At 67.1% G+C, this 15,794-nt stretch carries 17 protein-coding genes; 14 read left to right on the forward strand and 3 right to left on the reverse strand.

What is annotated here, in order from left to right; translation table 11 throughout:
• Positions 1 to 116 precede the first annotated feature (116 nt).
• Positions 117 to 875, reverse strand: coding sequence for a StbB family protein (gene stbB / locus BMG07_RS34655; protein ID WP_198088304.1), 759 nt, complete (start codon positions 873 to 875; stop codon positions 117 to 119).
• Entirely contained in the window at positions 872 to 1,330 is a 459-nt protein-coding gene (locus tag BMG07_RS34660) for a hypothetical protein (protein ID WP_198088305.1), read from the reverse strand. Before BMG07_RS34660 ends, stbB begins: the two co-directional genes overlap by 4 nt.
• Positions 1,331 to 1,790: 460 nt before the next feature.
• Between BMG07_RS34660 and BMG07_RS34665 the strand changes: the two genes are divergently transcribed.
• The 4 genes from BMG07_RS34665 to BMG07_RS34680 are packed head-to-tail and all read left to right on the forward strand — an operon-like array spanning position 1,791 to position 6,748.
• Positions 1,791 to 2,144 (forward strand): hypothetical protein, encoded by a 354-nt coding sequence (locus BMG07_RS34665; protein ID WP_198088306.1) that lies wholly within the window; start codon positions 1,791 to 1,793, stop codon positions 2,142 to 2,144.
• Positions 2,144 to 3,739: a type IV secretion system DNA-binding domain-containing protein gene (locus BMG07_RS34670; RefSeq protein WP_198088307.1), complete on the forward strand. Its 1,596-nt coding sequence runs from the start codon at positions 2,144 to 2,146 to the stop codon at positions 3,737 to 3,739. The genes BMG07_RS34665 and BMG07_RS34670 overlap by 1 nt, the downstream gene beginning before the upstream one ends.
• 11 nt (positions 3,740 to 3,750) lie before the next feature.
• Complete coding sequence (gene mobF / locus BMG07_RS34675) at positions 3,751 to 5,061, forward strand: MobF family relaxase (RefSeq protein ID WP_198088308.1); 1,311 nt, start codon at positions 3,751 to 3,753, stop codon at positions 5,059 to 5,061.
• The gene (locus tag BMG07_RS34680; protein WP_269759693.1) at positions 5,015 to 6,748 is read left to right on the forward strand and encodes an ATP-dependent RecD-like DNA helicase; all 1,734 of its coding nucleotides are present in this window, start codon (positions 5,015 to 5,017) and stop codon (positions 6,746 to 6,748) included. Before mobF ends, BMG07_RS34680 begins: the two co-directional genes overlap by 47 nt.
• 58 nt (positions 6,749 to 6,806) lie before the next feature.
• Here BMG07_RS34680 and BMG07_RS34685 read toward each other — a convergent pair whose 3' ends face one another.
• Positions 6,807 to 7,649, reverse strand: coding sequence for a helix-turn-helix domain-containing protein (locus BMG07_RS34685; RefSeq protein WP_198088310.1), 843 nt, complete (start codon positions 7,647 to 7,649; stop codon positions 6,807 to 6,809).
• Positions 7,650 to 7,781: 132 nt separating this feature from the next.
• Here BMG07_RS34685 and BMG07_RS34690 point away from each other — a divergent pair, with 132 nt between their 5' ends.
• The 10 genes from BMG07_RS34690 to BMG07_RS34735 all read left to right on the forward strand — a co-directional run.
• Positions 7,782 to 8,414: a lytic transglycosylase domain-containing protein gene (locus tag BMG07_RS34690; protein WP_198088311.1), complete on the forward strand. Its 633-nt coding sequence runs from the start codon at positions 7,782 to 7,784 to the stop codon at positions 8,412 to 8,414.
• Between the two features lie 19 nt (positions 8,415 to 8,433).
• Positions 8,434 to 8,808, forward strand: coding sequence for a hypothetical protein (locus BMG07_RS34695; protein ID WP_198088312.1), 375 nt, complete (start codon positions 8,434 to 8,436; stop codon positions 8,806 to 8,808).
• A gap of 9 nt (positions 8,809 to 8,817) precedes the next feature.
• Positions 8,818 to 9,147, forward strand: coding sequence for a hypothetical protein (locus tag BMG07_RS34700; protein ID WP_198088313.1), 330 nt, complete (start codon positions 8,818 to 8,820; stop codon positions 9,145 to 9,147).
• Positions 9,147 to 11,642 (forward strand): conjugal transfer protein TrbE, encoded by a 2,496-nt coding sequence (locus tag BMG07_RS34705; protein ID WP_198088314.1) that lies wholly within the window; start codon positions 9,147 to 9,149, stop codon positions 11,640 to 11,642. The genes BMG07_RS34700 and BMG07_RS34705 overlap by 1 nt, the downstream gene beginning before the upstream one ends.
• Positions 11,642 to 12,364: a P-type DNA transfer protein VirB5 gene (gene virB5 / locus BMG07_RS34710; RefSeq protein ID WP_198088315.1), complete on the forward strand. Its 723-nt coding sequence runs from the start codon at positions 11,642 to 11,644 to the stop codon at positions 12,362 to 12,364. The genes BMG07_RS34705 and virB5 overlap by 1 nt, the downstream gene beginning before the upstream one ends.
• A gap of 300 nt (positions 12,365 to 12,664) precedes the next feature.
• Entirely contained in the window at positions 12,665 to 13,633 is a 969-nt protein-coding gene (locus BMG07_RS34715) for a type IV secretion system protein (RefSeq protein WP_198088316.1), read from the forward strand.
• Between the two features lie 10 nt (positions 13,634 to 13,643).
• A complete protein-coding gene (locus BMG07_RS34720; protein WP_198088317.1) occupies positions 13,644 to 13,796 on the forward strand; it encodes a hypothetical protein in 153 nt (50 codons plus the stop codon).
• Positions 13,796 to 14,572 (forward strand): type IV secretion system protein, encoded by a 777-nt coding sequence (locus BMG07_RS34725; RefSeq protein ID WP_198088318.1) that lies wholly within the window; start codon positions 13,796 to 13,798, stop codon positions 14,570 to 14,572. The genes BMG07_RS34720 and BMG07_RS34725 overlap by 1 nt, the downstream gene beginning before the upstream one ends.
• The gene (locus BMG07_RS34730; RefSeq protein ID WP_198088319.1) at positions 14,569 to 15,396 is read left to right on the forward strand and encodes a TrbG/VirB9 family P-type conjugative transfer protein; all 828 of its coding nucleotides are present in this window, start codon (positions 14,569 to 14,571) and stop codon (positions 15,394 to 15,396) included. Before BMG07_RS34725 ends, BMG07_RS34730 begins: the two co-directional genes overlap by 4 nt.
• 3 nt (positions 15,397 to 15,399) lie before the next feature.
• A partial coding sequence (locus BMG07_RS34735; RefSeq protein WP_198088320.1) for a hypothetical protein occupies positions 15,400 to 15,794 on the forward strand: 395 nt, incomplete at its 3' end.

Raw genomic sequence — 15,794 nt, forward strand, 5'->3', positions numbered from 1 at the left:
CGCCAGGCCCTCGCGGGCCGCCTGGACATCGGTCGCGGCCGCCTCCGCGCGCTGCAGCAGCGGCTCCACGTCCTCCAGCAGGATGTGCAGCGCGGCCTGCTGCGCGCTGGCCGCGCTCATGCCCGGCGCGCCGCCTTCGTCGGCGCGAACAGCAGCGCGTGCACGCGCGCGAGATTGTCCTGCGCGGTCACCGCCAGGTCGTGAATCATCTGCGCGGCCATGGCGCGCTCCAGCGCTTCCATGTCGCCCGCGCGGCGGGCCTCCCCGCGCGCGGCCCGCCAGTCGGTGGCATCGCGCGCAAGCTCGCGGATCGTGCGGCGGCTGGACTTCGCGAGCTCGAAGACCTCGCTGCGCGCGATCACCGCGTGGGGCTCGAACACCGCCTTGGCGCGCCCGTCGCTCAGGCCGTAGCCCACGACCTGCGGGTAGACGCTGGCCACCGCCTCGAGGCTCTCGCCCGGGTACTGGTTGAACACGATGCGCACCTTGCCCGGCGCGACGCCCAGCGTGTGCAGCCAGTCGACCGTGGCGATGGTGTCGCGCTGCTGCTTGTCCGCCGGCACGGTGGGCACGAGCACGAGGTCGAATTCGCCGACGGCGCTTCGAAAGCGCGCCATCTCGCCCATGAAGGCCGCGACGTTGGAGGCGCCCACGTCCACGATGAGCTCGTCGTGGACCATGATCTCGCGAAAGATCTCCCGAAACCGGCTCGCGCTGAACGCCTCGACGTCCAGCGCATCGACTTCGTCGACCTCGCTCGCGTTGATCGACTCGACGCTCACGATGCGCGCGCCGGGTGAGAAGGCCGCCAGCAGGTGGACCGCCAGCGTGCTCTTGCCGACGTTGCCCGAGAGGTTGAGGACGCAGGTTTTCATGAGCGGGGCTCCCGGGGTCTGCGGGGTGCGCGCGCTGCGGGCGCGTAGTCGCGGGCGGCGGCGCGCCGGGCGCCCGCCAGCGCATCGAGGATCGGCGTGGACGACGCGGCCACGGCAGGGGAGCCCGCCTGGCCGTCGCGCGCCGTGAGAGGGGCCCCCTGCGACGGCGCCGCCATCGCAGGCGCCGCGTTCGCATCCACTGTCGCCGCGGCGCGTCGGCGCGCACGCACGAGGCTGGCGCGGTAGTTGTTCCAGCTCACCGCGAGCCCGCCCGCGCGCAGGCGGGCATGGATGGCCGCGTGGGCATGGCCCGCGGCGTGCGCCGCGCCGATCAGCTCGCGCAGTCGCGCGATCACGACCGACACGCTGCGCAGCCGCTGCGCCACCAGGCCGGCGGTGCGCCGCTGCAGCGTGTCCAAGAGGTCGTCCTCGTCGGGCGGGCGGTCGTGGGCCATGCGGCTGTCCCCGTGATCGATTTGGCGATACATTTCGCGCATGCGTCGGATTTTGTATTGAAATACAAGACATTTCAAGCAAGGACGTGCCCGCTGGCACCCAACGGTCGCTGTGGATACGGGACGGAGGCACTTCGGATGCGGAATGGGGGCGGCTGGACAAGGAAGGAACGCGCAATGAACACACTTTGGATGCGAATCGGCTGCTGCGATGCCGGCCTTCGGCCCGGCGATGCCAAACGCTCGGGCATGGCCTTCGGCCTGCCAGGAGGGCGCGCCCGCGAGCCGGTCGGGAGGGGGGCGGCCGTGCCCCGCCTAGGAGGCCATGGGGCATACACCATACGCACCCACAAGGTGCCGGCAATCCCGCATGGCGCTCGCGGGGGCGGTGTTACAGGCGCACTGCCTGTGTCACTTCGGAATCGACCGCGCGCCCGGTTGCCCGAGGCAGGAGTAACACGTGAGCCGGTACGTGCCTCTTCGGTTCAATGACATCGAGCAGGCTGCGCTGGAGCGCATCTTCGCCGCCTCGGAGGACGCGGCGTTGGGGACCCACATCAAGCGGGTGTATTTCGACGCCTCGCAGCCGAACACGAATGCGCTGCAGGGCATGCGACGCGAACTCGAGACCATCCGGGAGATCGCCGCGCGTCTTCAGGCCGGCGGTCCGGACGGCACCGATCCGGATCTGCTCCTGAGCCTGGTCTGCGGGGTCTACCTCATGGTGCGTCAGTCCGTAGGCGCCGGTGTGAGGGCGCAGGCCGACCAGTTCATCGATGCGTCGGTCCTCCAGGGCTACCTGGGGAGGCGTTGATGGCCGCCAGCCAGCGCACGCCCGACAACGCGATGCGCGGATGGCTGTGCCTGGGCGTGCTCGCGCTGACCCTGTCCGGATGGCTTGTCGGCGTCGCCCTCTGCTACCGGATGCCGTTGAGCCTGTTGCCGCGCGGCCTGTGGTTCGCGGCCCGGGCGACGATCGACGTGCCGGCGCTGTGGATCGGGCCGCTGTGCGGCGTTGCGACGGGTGTGGCCTTGTTCGCCTTCATGGTCCGTCGCTACGCGAACCATTTTGGTGGCGCCGTGTTCGTGGCGCGCCTGCGAGGGCCGAGGATGGTGAGCCAGCATGTGCTGGCATCGAAGACGCGGCGCAAGGGTCCGCAGCTTCGCTTTGCGGGTGTTCCCGTGCCGCATGCGGTGGAGAGCACGCAGTTCTTCGTCGGCGGATCGACCGGGACCGGCAAGAGCGTGTGCATCGCCGAGTACATCGACAGCGCCATCGGCCGCGGTGATCGCATCGTGTGCATCGATCCGGACGGCGCGTCGATGCGCTACTTCCTCTCGCCCGGCGACCGGCTCCTCAATCCGTTCGACAAACGCAGCCAGGGCTGGAGCATCTTCAACGAGATCCGCACGAGCTTCGACTGCGAGCAATTCGCGATCAGCCTGATCCCGCGAAGCCCGTCCACGGAGCAGGAAGCCTGGAACAGCATGGGCCGCACGATCGTGAGCGAAACCCTGACGGTACTGCTGCGGCAGGGCCAGGGCACGACGGAGCGCCTCGTGCACTGGCTCACGGCCGCCGGCAACGACGACCTCAAGGCGCTGCTGGCGGGAACCCCGGCGGTGGGTTGCTTCCATGGCGCGACGGACACCCTGGCGAGCATCCGCACGGTGTTGACGCAGTACATCACGCCGCACAAGTACCTGCCTTCGGGCGGATTTTCGTTTCGCGATTGGCTCGACCAGGGCGAGGGCAGCCTGTGGATCACCTGGCGGGAGGACATGTTGCAGGCGCTCAAGCCGCTGATCTCATGCTGGGTCGACGTGACGTGCGCGAGCGTGCTGTCCATGCCCGAGGACCCCGCGCGCCGCCTGCACCTGGTGTGCGACGAACTCGATTCACTCGAGAAGCTCAACTACATCGTCGACGCGGCCACGAAGGGCCGCAAGAAGGGGCTGCGCATCGTGCCGGGTGTGCAGTCGCTCGCCCAACTCAACAATGTCTACGGCCGGGACGACGCGCTCACGCTACGCAACTGTTTCAGAAGCTCGTTCCTTTGCGGCATCGGCGAACTGGACACCTACACGGCAGAGGAGTTCTCGCGCGGGCTGGGCGAACATACGGTGCTGCGCCGCGTGTCGAGTTTCGCGCGGGGCGGCGCGGGCGGCAAAGGCACTGTTTCGCACAGGCAGGACACGGAAAGGATGGTCTCGCCCGCGGAGTTCCACCTGCTGCCGAATCTGACGGGGTATCTCAAACTGGCCGGCGACTACCCGTTGGCGCGCGTGACGATGAAGTACAAGGCACGCCCGCTGGTGGCACCCGCGGTCGTGATGTCCGATGCCTTTCTCCACCAGCCACCGGGCGAGGGCCTGCTTTTCGGGGCGGGCGGCGCCTCGCAGGCCTGAGGGTGCGCCGCATGCTTTCCTTCAAGTTCGTCACCAGCGCGGCCGGGGCCGCGCACTACTTCGAGAATGCCGACGACTACTACGGCAAGGAAGGGCATCGCGGTGAATGGATGGGCGCGGGCGCAGCCTCGCTGGGGATCGAAGCCGGCTTGGCCGTCGCGCCGGAAACGTTCCGGCAAATGCTGGATGCCCATCTGCCCGATGGGCAGCGCCTGCGCACGAGCCGCACGCGCGGCGGCAAGGATCGCAAGGGCATCGACTTCACCTTCAGCGCGCCCAAGTCGGTGAGCATTCAGGCATTGATGGTGGGCGACGAGCGCATCGTCGCGGCGCATGACGCGGCCGTCGCGCAGAGCCTGCAGCTGCTGCAGACGTTTGCGGCTGCGCGCCGGAAGGAGCACGGACTGTCCTTTCGCGAACGCACGGGGAATCTGGTTGCCGCGGCTTTTCGCCATGAACTGTCCCGCGCCCAGGATCCCCAGTTGCACACGCATGTCATCGTGATGAACCTCACGCGACGCGCCGACGGGCAGTGGCGGGCGCTGTCCAACGAGGATCTGCTGCGCAACGTGCGCATGGTCGGGGCCTTCTATCGCGCCACGCTGGCGACAAAACTGCGCGAGCTGGACTTCGAGTTGCGGGCTACGGGCAAGGGGGATGGGAGCTGGCCGGCGTTCCGGAGGCGGCGGTACGGCTTTTCAGCCAGCGAAGCCAGGAGATCGAACGGCTGCTCGCCGCCGGCGGACGCGACCGCGACCATGCAACCTCCGCGCAAAAGCAGATCATCGCGCTTGCGTCGCGACCCCGAAAAAGCGAGAGCGACCGCGCGTGGCTGCGCGCCCATTGGCTGCAGACCGCGCGCGAGGCCGGGGTCGATCTCACGCGGGCGGGCCCCGCGAAGCGGCGAGAGAGTGCCCGCATGGGGTGGGTGCTCAGCCGCGCCATCAGCGAGTCGCGCCGCACCGCCGCGTCGGCCAATGAAGCGGTGGACTTCGCGATCGCTCACCTTGCCGAGCGTCAGGGCATTTTTTCCCGCGCGGAATTGCTGGAGGTCGCCTACGGGCGGGCGGCGACGACCGCTCCTCCGGCGGCCGTCGAGGCAGCACTGCTGCAGGCCCGCTCCGACGGAAGGCTCGTGCCTGAGCTTGCGCTTTACCAGACCGCCCGTTCGCTCACGTCGGCGCCTCGGATCTGACGAAAGATCCCCATGCCGGGCGTTTCAAGTCGCGCGACGAATTCGAGAAGCTCTCGCGCTCGTCGTGGATCGCCTTGACCATGGCGGCGCGACGGCAGACGCCGGCGCAAGCGCAGCGCACGGTTGACGCCGCCATCGCGCGCGGCGCGCTCGTGGCGTCGGAGCCGCGGTTCGCAACGCCTGCGGCGCGGCGCAGCGAGCTGCGCATTCTGGACCTGGAGCGACGCGGCCGGCAGAGCGTGCCGGCCGTGGCCACGCCGCGGGCCGTGGCGGGCCTGCTGGCCGGGAGCGATCTCAACGCCGGGCAGCGCGAGGCCGTGGCGATGATCCTGTCCACGCGCGACCGTTACGTCGGGGTTCAAGGTCTCGCAGGCACGGGCAAGAGCCACATGCTGAGCAAGGCCGTGCAGGGCATCCAGCAGGAGGCGGCGCGGCTTTCGGCGCTGCGCGGTTTCAGGGTGATCGGCTTGGCGCCCTACGCATCGCAGAACCGGGCACTGGCCGCCTTGGGGATGGAATCGCAGACCTTGGCGTCCCTGCTCGCGCGCCGACGCGAGCAGGACCGGCTCGATGACCGAAGCATCGTGTTTCTCGACGAGGCCGGCGTCGTGCCCGCCCACCAGCTTGAAAAGCTCATGGCACTCATCGCGCAACGACACGCCCGCCTCGTGCTGTGCGGAGATCGCTACCAGACGCACGCGGTGGAGGCCGGAAAGCCGTTCGAGCAACTTCAGGAAGCCGGCATGACGAAAGCATTCCTCACGGAAATCCAGCGGCAAAGGCGCGAATCGCTGCGCGCAGCCGTGGTGCATGCGGCGCGCGGCGAAATACCCAGCGCGGTCGCCCGGCTGCAACACACGGTGGTCGAGGTGCGCGACGACGAGCGGCGTCGCGCGCTGATCGCCAGGGCCTACCTGCAGTTGCAGCCGCACGAGCGCGAGCGCACGCTCATCGTCGCAGGCACCAACGAGGCGCGCCGCAGCATCAATGCCCACGTTCGCGCGGGCCTGGCCCTCCCCGCGGGGCATGAGGTGCGAATCCTCGAGCCCGTTGACATGACACGGGCCGAACTGCGCTCGGTTCAAAGCTACGAGATCGGCCAGGTCATCGTGCCGCAACGCGACTACGGCGAGGATCTGCGCAGGGGCGAGCAGTTGCGCGTGCGCGATGTGCACCTTGACCGGACGAATCCTGCGCTGACCGTGCAGCGGCAAGACGGACGGCTCGTGACCTTCAATCCAGCGCGCCGCTCCATGCTGAGGGTCTATCTGCCGGAGGCGGCGCAGATGGCGCCCGGGGATTGGGTGCGCATCACTGCCAACGATCCGCTCACGGGTGTGCGCAACGGTGAGCGCTACCGCGTCGCCGATGTGCAGGCGCCGCATGTCGCGCTGGAAGGACCCGCTGGCAGCGTTCGTCTGGACCGTTCACACGCCTTGCATCTCCAGCATGCCTATGCCAGCACCGTCCATTCGGCGCAGGGCATGACCTGCGAACGCGTGCTGGTGGATGCCAACACGCGCAGCCTCTCGAGCAACCGCGCGGTGTTCTACGTGGCGATCTCCCGTGCGCGCGAGCACGTCTCGCTGTTCACCGACGACGCCTCGAAGCTTGCAGCCGCGATGGGCCGTGAGCCAAAGAAGTTTGCCGCGCTGGAGCTTCGGGACATCCGCAACGAGGCGGCCCTGCTGAAGGCACGCCTGGAACGGCTGCCGGGAGGCGTCAGCGCTGCCCAATTGGCCGCTCAGTTCAGGCCGGCCGGCTCCAGGGACGCCTCTGAACTGCGGGGGCCGCGGCGCAAAGCGGCGATCTGAGCGCAGCGCACGATGCGCCGACCGCGCTCGGTGCGCTCACCTTGCACGCCCCGCCGGCTCACGCGGCGAAGCCGCCTTGGAGCATGGACCGAAGCAGCGGCGGCTGTACCGGCCGTTCGAGCAGCTGGGCTTTGTACCTTGCCACGACCTCGGCCAGCTCCGACAGTGCCTCGGACCCCGCCCGCGAGCGCGAGGTCAGAAGGATCAGGGCGCAGGGCTTTTTCTGCGCGCGGATGGCCGACAGCAGGGCCCCGGTCTGGCCGTTGGCGACAGGCCAGCCGATCACGTAGCCATCGAACGGAAGGCGCGGGATGACCGCCAGCAGATCGCGTGCCGTCTCGAACGGCTGGACTTCCATGCCTGCGGCTTGCAGCGGACCGGCCACCGCCTTGGCCGCGCGTCCCAGTGGATCGAGTAGCGCCACGCGTCGAGCGGATGGTGTGGATTGATCGACCTCCATGCGGGCGATGCCCAGGGCGTGCGCGCCGGGCACCGCCGAAGACGGCATCACCACGTACTCATTGCCGGTGCGCAGCGCGACGAAGGCGTCGCCGCTTGACGGCGCATGGTCGGCGCGCAGCCAGATGCGGCAAGGCGTCCTGGCGTCGCCCGCGCACAGGGTGGCCGCGAGCCCCGGCGAAAGCTCGGCATCGCCAGGGGGACGAGACGGCGCGACGACCTGTGCGAGGGTCTCTCCGAAGTGTTCGGCCAGCACACCGAGCTCCTCCAGGGTCCACGCCGTGCTCTTGCTCACGCGCTGGTGCGCCGCGGCGCGGGACAGCTCGAAGAACTCTCCGACGAATGCGGAGTGCCTGTGTTTGGGAAGCCCGTGGCGCTCCAGGAGCGCGCGCACGGCCTGGGCGCCCCGGGAAGGCGCATCGTCGTCGGCGGAATCGGACATTCGAATTGTTCCAAGAAGTAAGCAAGGCTTTTCAGAGGCGCTGAGTTGGCATAGTCTTGAAAAACAAGACAAATCAGCCGATGTCTTGTCGAAATGTACAACATTCGTGTGGCTGCGGCAAAGGAGTTCGTCATGGTGGATACCATCGCACTGCTTGAACAATGTGCCCCGCAGGTCGCCCCGGCGTTGATGGGCGCGCTCGTTCGAAGGGAATCCGCGTGGCGACCTCTGGCCATCGGCATGGATGGGGAGCAGGAGCCGGTGCGGCAGCCTCGCACGCTGACCGAGGCTGTCGAACAGGCGCGGTCCCTGTCATCGAAGGGACGCGGCTTCTCGGTCGGACTCGCGCAGATTCACGTGAGCAACGTGACGCGCCACGGCCTGACGTGGGAGCAGGCCTTCGATCCGTGCCTGAATCTGCGCTCGGGTCAGCAGATCCTGCTGGACTTCCACCGGCGTGCGCGTGTCGCGGGCTACGCGGGCCCCCAGGCGGTGCATGCGGCGCTGCGCGGCTACAACGCCGGTGACATTGATCGCCGCGCGGCGGACGTCTATGCCCGGCGCATCCTCCAGGCGGCGGCGGACCCGTCGAGCCGTCCCGCGGTGAACATGGACAAGGCCACAGACCTGGCCCGGGCGCCGGGATCGGACCTTGCGCAACGCGCCAAGGACGTGCGTCTGGGCGCCGGGGCGTCCATGGCGGCGGCGCCCGCGGATGAAGCCCGGGAGATTTTCGCGAAGGAGCCCGCGGTCCGCGGGTTCTAGCCATCCTCACGGAGCTGCCATGAAGACCATCCTGTCTCCCAAGGTGGCGATGCGCGGTGCGCAGGCGGGCCTCGCTGCGCTGGGCGCCGCCCGGCGCACGATTGCCATCTGTTCGGCGCTGTGCGCCGCCAATCCGGTGATGGCGCAGAGCCTGAAGCAGGCCGGCGTCAACATCTTCACCGCCATCTACGGCGTCGTGGGCGTGATCGGCGCAATTGCCTGCCTCGTGACCCTGCTCAACTGGGTCACCGGCAACTGGCTCGGAAGGGAAGACCCGAAGAAGATCTTCTTTCAGTCGCTGCTCGGTACGGCGCTCGCATTCGGCGTGGTGGCCATCATTCAGTTCGTCAAGGATGCCGTGGGCGGCTCGGCCTCCGGCATCTCGAGTCTTTGAGCAACGGCGATGAACGACGTTCGCCATGAGGAGCCGCCACTGGAGCGGGTGGCCATCTACCGGGGGCCGCAGGTGCCCGTGCTGCAGGCCTACGTGCCGCTGCCGGTCTTTGGCGCCGAGTGCATGGCGCTGCTGCTGTGCATGCGCGTGTTCGGCTTCTGGTCGCTGCTCATGCTGCCGCTGCATCTCGTGTTGGTCTTGCGCACCAATGAGAACCCCTTCTGGGTGCGCGATGTGGTGGCCGGTTACCGCCACCGGTGGTTTGTCGCCAACCGCAGCAGGAATGCCGCGCGCGCGGTCGTCTTCAGTCCCCACCTTCACCGCCGGGAGGTGCAGTGATGCGACCATCCGACGTAGTTGCTTCGGAGCGAAGTGTGGCGAGTTGCCTGCCGTATTCGCAGCAGATCGACGACCACACCGCCATCACCTACGAGGGCGACCTGACGCAGACGATCTCCGTGCATGGGATCGCGTTCGAGACGATGGGCCACAGGGAACTCGATGGCCTGAACCAGCAGTGGCTGTCGGCCATCAACAGCATCGCGCACAGCCCCCATGTGGCGCTGTGGACGCATGTGGAACGTCGACGGGTGCAGTTCGACCTGCTGGAAGGGGACTACGACAACGGTCTGTCGCGTGAGTTTGCCCGCCAGTACGCCAAGCGGTTCGAGGGCGAGCGCCTCTATCGCAACCAGTTGTTTGTGTCGCCCGTCTACAGGGTCGCCGGCAATGGCTTCGACCGCCTGGGGCTTCGTCTGTCGCGCCAGGGTGGCGAAGCGATGGCGCAGGTGCGCCGCGGCGCCCGGGAGGAACTGTCGCGCCTGTGCGCGCAGTTGATGGCGAGTCTGCGTCGATACCATCCGCGCCTGCTCGGCCTCGACGAGAGCCAGGGGCAGCCGTGTTCGCAACTCGCGCGCTTCTATGGGCGCCTGGTCCACAACGCCGATATGACGGTGCGGCTCGGTCCCTGTGAGCTCAGCCAGCAGTTGCAGGCCGGCGCGCTCAATTTCGGGTCGGAAACCGTCGAGCTGGAAGGTGCCGCCGGCTCCCGGCTCGCGGCATGCCTGACGCTGGTGGCGCCCTACCGGGCCGAGCAGATCGACGTGAAGGTGTTCGAGGGCCTTCTTTCGGCGCCGTTTGAATTTCTCCTGAGCCAGTCCGTGACAGTGATGGCCTTCGACCACGCCGATGCACTGCTCAAGTCGCAGTACAACCGGATCAAGAGCACAAGTGGCAATGAAGACCAACTCGCCGAGGTCGCGGCCGCGCGCACGCAGTTGCAGGCCGGACGCTTCTCGATGCTCGACCATGAACTGGTGCTGATCGTGTATGCCGACACGATCAAGGAACTCAATCGAAACATCCACACGGCGGTGATGCTGCTCGATCAGAAGAGCATGGGGGTCGCCCGTGAGCGGGGCGGGGCGCTGATCTGCACCTACTTCAGCTGCCTGCCCGGCAACTTCAGGCACGGGCGCATCCGGTCGATGCCCATCAGCAGCAAGAACTTCGCCAAGCTGTTTCCGATGCACAACCATCCCAGCGGCAACGCGCGGGGGAGCCAGTGGGGCGCGCCGATCGCGTTGATGAAAACGACGGCCAACGGCCCTTACTTCTTCAACTTCCACGTCAGCCGCGACCGCCTGCGCGAGCAGGGAGTGGAACTGGACTACGACGATCGCACGGAGCTTCCCACCGGTTTGCCGCCCGCCGGCGAAGGTGGCCCTCAGCGGGCCCATCGCAAGGAACTGGGCAACTACAAGATCATCGGCCGCTCGGGCAGCGGGAAGACGGTACTGAAGCTGGCGCTGCGACTGCTGGCACGCAAGCAGGCATTGCGCAAGGGCAAGGCCCTGAAGGTGTTCAGCTTCGACAAGGACTATGGCGAGGAGATCTGCATCCGCGCGATGGGAGGACAGTACTTCCACATCGCCGCGGGCAGGCCCACCGGAATGAACCCGTTTTCGCTGCCGCCCACCCCGGAAAACATCGCGGTGATCCTGAGCATCCTGTCCTGGAACGCGCAGCTGGACGGCAAGTACGTCATGACGCACAGGGACGAGGAAGATCTGCTGCGCAGCATCCGGCAGGTCTACCAGCTTGAGCCGCAGCAGCGGCGCTATGCCCGCGTGCGGGACGCCTTGCCGACCCACCAGGAGCACAGCCTCTTCCATGCGCTGGGGCGCTGGTGCGACGGCGGCGCCTTCGCCTGGGTGCTCGACAACGCCGAGGACCGCTTCGACCTGAGCGGCGGCGACACCTACGGGTTCGACATGACCCATTTCCTGGACATCGACGAGGCGCGCACACCCATCCTGCGCTACCTCACGCACAAGATCGCCCTGGAGGCGGCGGGTTCGCCGCACATCATCGACATCGCCGAGGCATGGCGCGCGCTCAAGGATCCGCTCATGCAACGCTTCATCGAGAACAAGGGAAAGACCATCCGCAAGGAAGACGGTGTCATTGGCCTGGATACGCAAGAGCCCAGCGACATCAGCCGCTCGCCGCTGGGAAGCACGCTGCTGTCGCAATTTCCGACGCAACTGCTGCTGCCCAATGGCGAAGCCGAGCAGGTCGACTACATCGAGGGGTTGAAGCTGACGCCGCGCGAGTTCGATCTGATCAAACACACGGAGGAGAACTCGGGCCAGTTCCTGCTCAAGAAGGGCGCGGAGTCGGTGATGGTGAAGCTGGATCTGGGCGGCATGGAAGACATGCTTGCCGTGCTCTCGGCCAGTCTCGACAACGTCGAGGTGATGCGCGCCGCGATCGACCTGGTCGGCCCTGACCCGGCGGGGTGGCTGCCCCTGTTCCTTCAAAGGAGAGTGTGATGACGATGCGACCGTACGCCCGAACGCTCGGTGTCGCCGTGGCCGCCAGTCTGGGCCTGATGCACGCCGCGATCGCGCAGGTCCCGGTGACCGTGACGAGCGACCTCCCAGCCGCAATCAACCAGATCGAGACGATCGCGAAGTGGATGGAGCAACTGAGCGCAATGGAAAAGCAGCTCGGCCAGATGAAGCAGGTGTATGGCACCTTGCAAGGTCCGCGCAACCTGGGCAGCCTCCTGAACAACGAACTCCTCAGGCAGTATCTGCCCGAGGACTATGCGGCGGCCGCCCGTGGGATGCGCGATGGCACGGGGGACTTCGCGGGAGTCTCGGGCATGCTCGGCGACATCGCCCGTGCCAGTCAGCTGCGCACGTGTGCCGAGCAAAATTCCAATCCCTCCCTTCGAACGCAGTGCACGCAGCAGTGGCAACAGCTCGCGCTGCAAAAGCACATCGGCGACCTCGGCTACCGCAAGGCCGCGCAGAACATCCGCAACCTTCAGACCTTCGTCAGCTCGATCAACGCATCGACGGATCAGAAGGCGATCGCCGAAGTCCAGGCGCGCATCCAGGTGGAAACCGTGCGCATGCAGAACGAGCAAATCAAGCTTTCGGCCATCCAGGCGATGCAGGAGGCGGACCGCCAGCTCCGGCGGCAAGCCATGGTCGACGGTTTCAATGCCGGCATGGCGCGTGGCGCGGCCGGCGGCATCCGGTTCTGATGCCATGCGCAGGAAGCCGTACCCGGTGGTGGCTGCAGTTGCAGTCGTTGCTGTTCTGATGGCCGCATGCGGCGATCGTCCCGATCGGGAGGCGGCGCGGTTTGATGCGCGCTTCGTAGCTTCAGAAGCGGACAAGGGAAACCTGCAGCCCCTCGACGAACTCGTCAAAGCATGTCGAGACGAAGTCGACAGATATGGGCGTCGACGTGCAACGTGCCGTGTTCTTGACGAGGCTCGCAAGTTGCGAAAGCCAGTCGAGATCCGGTTCTAGGCCGATGGCTTCTTTGCGGATGGACCATCATGGCGAGCGACATCATCGGCGACATCTACGCCAACTTCGACAGGGCCTTGGCCGGCTTCTACGAGAGCGCTGCTACAGGTATCTCTGGCTATGTCATTCCTGTGGCCTGGGTCCTCTTGGGGATCAGCATGCTGATCTGGTGCTACCTGGTGATGGAGGGCAAGGTGGCGATTCCCGCGACGGACTGGTTCCTGAAGTTCATCGGTTTCATGTTGGTGCTTCACATGATGGGTGGGGGCTATCTCAGCTGGGTTGCCAGACCGATCTCAAGCCTTCCTTCTGAATTGACCGCCGCGGCAAGCAAATCCGGCGCGAACGCACCCGAGATGTTGGGCAGCGTGAACAGCAAGGTGGTCGACCTGATCTCAGTACTGTTCACGGCGGCCAGCAACTTCGCGAATGATCTCGCTTTGGGCGCTGCGATTGCGATGTTTCTGCTGGCGACGCTGGTGACGATCGCGGCCTATCTCCTCCTGGCGACCGCTTTGTTCGCCGTTATCTTCTCCAAACTGGGGCTGAGTCTGGTCTTGGCCGTGGGGCCATTTTTTCTTCTAGCGCTTGTCTTACCTCAAACACGAAGCTACTTCTTTTCCTGGGTAGGTACCGCCCTCTACTTTATTTTTTATCATCTTTTCACGGCGTTGTTCATCTTCATGTTCATCGGCATCGTCGAGAGCTACCTCGCACACCTCGTTGTGAAGCTTGGCGGCGGAGCAGGCGGCGGAGCAGGCGGCGATGTCGCGACGATGGCGCGTCAACTTTCTGGCGCCAGCGGCGACGGCGCGGGCATGAACGTGGTCGCCATCTGTGTACCGATCATCCTGATCTCCCTGGCCATGTTCTGCATGTTCCTGCAGATCCCGTCGATCTGTGCATCGATGACCGGCGGCAATGGGGGATCGTTCGTTTCGGGGCTGGCCAGTCTGGCGCGCGCGCTGCCACGGACAGGTCGTTCCAGAGGTCGCTAGGAGCATGCACATGTCTCATCTCGCGAGCCTTCGACGATCCGTCCTCATGGCCCTGCTGGCCGGCGTGCTGACCGGCTGCGCGTCGGCCAAGGCACCGCCCGGATGGCCTCCAGGTGAAGCCAGGCCCATCAACGCGGCCTCCGGGCAGAAGGCCGGGCGGTGATGGCCAAACAGACATATTTCTCGGCGGCGATCGACTGGGACGCGCAGCGCCGGCTCGATCTGGAGCGGCGCGCCGCCCGCAGCACGGCGATCGCGTGGGTCTGCGGCGTTCTGAGCGGCCTGAGCGTGCTCAGCGTGAGCGTTCTGTTGCCGCTCAAGGAGTTCGTGCCGACCGTGATCCGCGTCGACAACGCGACGGGCGCGTACGACGTTCAGGCGCCTGGGGAACTCGTGCATGTGGGACTGGCACGCGATCAGAAGATCCTGCTGTCGGACGTGGCGCGCTACGTGCTTTCCCGCGAAGGCTTCACGCGCGGCGAGGCCGAGGCCAACTACAAGACCGCCTATCTGATGTCCTGCGGGCCGGTGCGCGCGCAGTGGGAGGCCTATTTCAACCCCCAGGTCAACGCGCAATCGCCCGTCAAGACGATGAGCGCGACGGACTCGGAACGCGCGGAAATCCTCAACGTGACGTTCCTGCCGACCGATCGCGAGGACCTGCGGGTGGCGCAGGTTCGATTCGACAAGACACTCACGCGCGGCGTCACTGCGCCCGTGCGCACGCGCTACATCGCGACCCTGACGGTCCAGTACGATCCATCGAACGTGCCCACGCGGATCAAGGACCTGCACGTCAATGCCTTTGGCTTCTGCGCGCTGAACTACCGGCGCGACCAGGAAGGCGCGCCGCAGGTGCTGGCCGTGCCCGACATCGCGCCCGTGCAGACGGGCTTGTCGGCGCAGACCGCCGAGGCGACTTCGTCGAGCGTGCGATGAGGCCTTGCGAATTCGCGCTCGCGCTGGCCGCCTGCGGGCTGGCGCTGCCCGGCGCGCGCGCCGAGATCGGGACGCTGCCCACGCCGCGGGATGCCCGCATCCAGACCGTGCGCTTCACGGGGGAGGACGTCATCCGGATCCTGGCGGCGGAAGGCGTGGCGACGACGATCGAACTTGCGCAGGGAGAGCAGATCACGGACTTCGCCATGGGCGATCGTGACGCGTGGCACGCGGCGGTCAGCGGCAACCTCTTTCTGATCAAGCCCAAGGACGTGCGGGCGGACACGAACCTCACGCTGTTCACGGGCCGCCGGGCGTACCTCTTCGTGCTTCGCACCATTTCCCGCTCGGCGAGAAATGTCGCCTACTGGGTGCGGGTGGTGGGCCCGGGCGAGGCCGCAGACAAAACCGCGGACGCGGCGCAGGCCGAGCGAGCGCAGGTGCGCCGTGACCTGGCCGGGGCGGCCGAGGACGGCGTGCGCAACGAGGACTACTGGATCGTCGGTGCGCGGGAGTTGCAGCCGATGGCAATGCACGACAACGGGCGGCAGACCTTCATGCGGTTTTCGGCCGCGCATGCGTTGCCGGCGGCCTTCGTGATGGAGCCGGACGGCAGCGAGAGCCTCGTGGACTTTCACATGGAAGGCGACACCATGGTGCTGCACCGTGTTGTCGAGCGGGTGCTTCTTCGCCGCGGCAGCCTGGTGGCGGGTATCACCAATCGCTCGTCGGCGCGACCGGTGCAGTCGGCGCCCACCGGCACGGCCAGCAGCAAGGTCCAGCGTGTCATCCGCAGCCAGCCGGCCATGCCTGGCGGGGAGTGACGCATGTTTGCGACGAAGCACGATCCCCCGTTGGCGGAGCAGGAGCGCGACGGGCTGGCAGATGCCCCGGCGCGGCGCGCACCGGGGCAGAAGCTCATCCTTGCGGGCACGGCGGGCATCGCGGCGCTGTTGATCCTCTTCGGGGTGGCCAGCCGCTACAACTACTTCGGGCTGTTCGGCGCTCCCAAGGCCGCGGGTGGCGAAGTGCAGGCGGATGCGCGGCCTGTCAGCGTCCCGGTGGTGTCGGTGCCGCTGGCGGTCGGGGAATCGCCGGCGCCCGTGCCCTCGTACGTGGCGTGTCCGGATGGCATTCGGCTGCCAGTCGGAATGGATTGCCCGCGGGCCGAGGCGGCGGGGCCGCCGGCGAGCGCGCCGCCGCCGGGCGAGTCGTTGGCGCA

The sequence above is a fragment of the Variovorax sp. E3 genome (assembly GCF_016082275.1).
In the GTDB taxonomy this organism is placed as follows: Bacteria; Pseudomonadota; Gammaproteobacteria; order Burkholderiales; family Burkholderiaceae_C; genus Variovorax.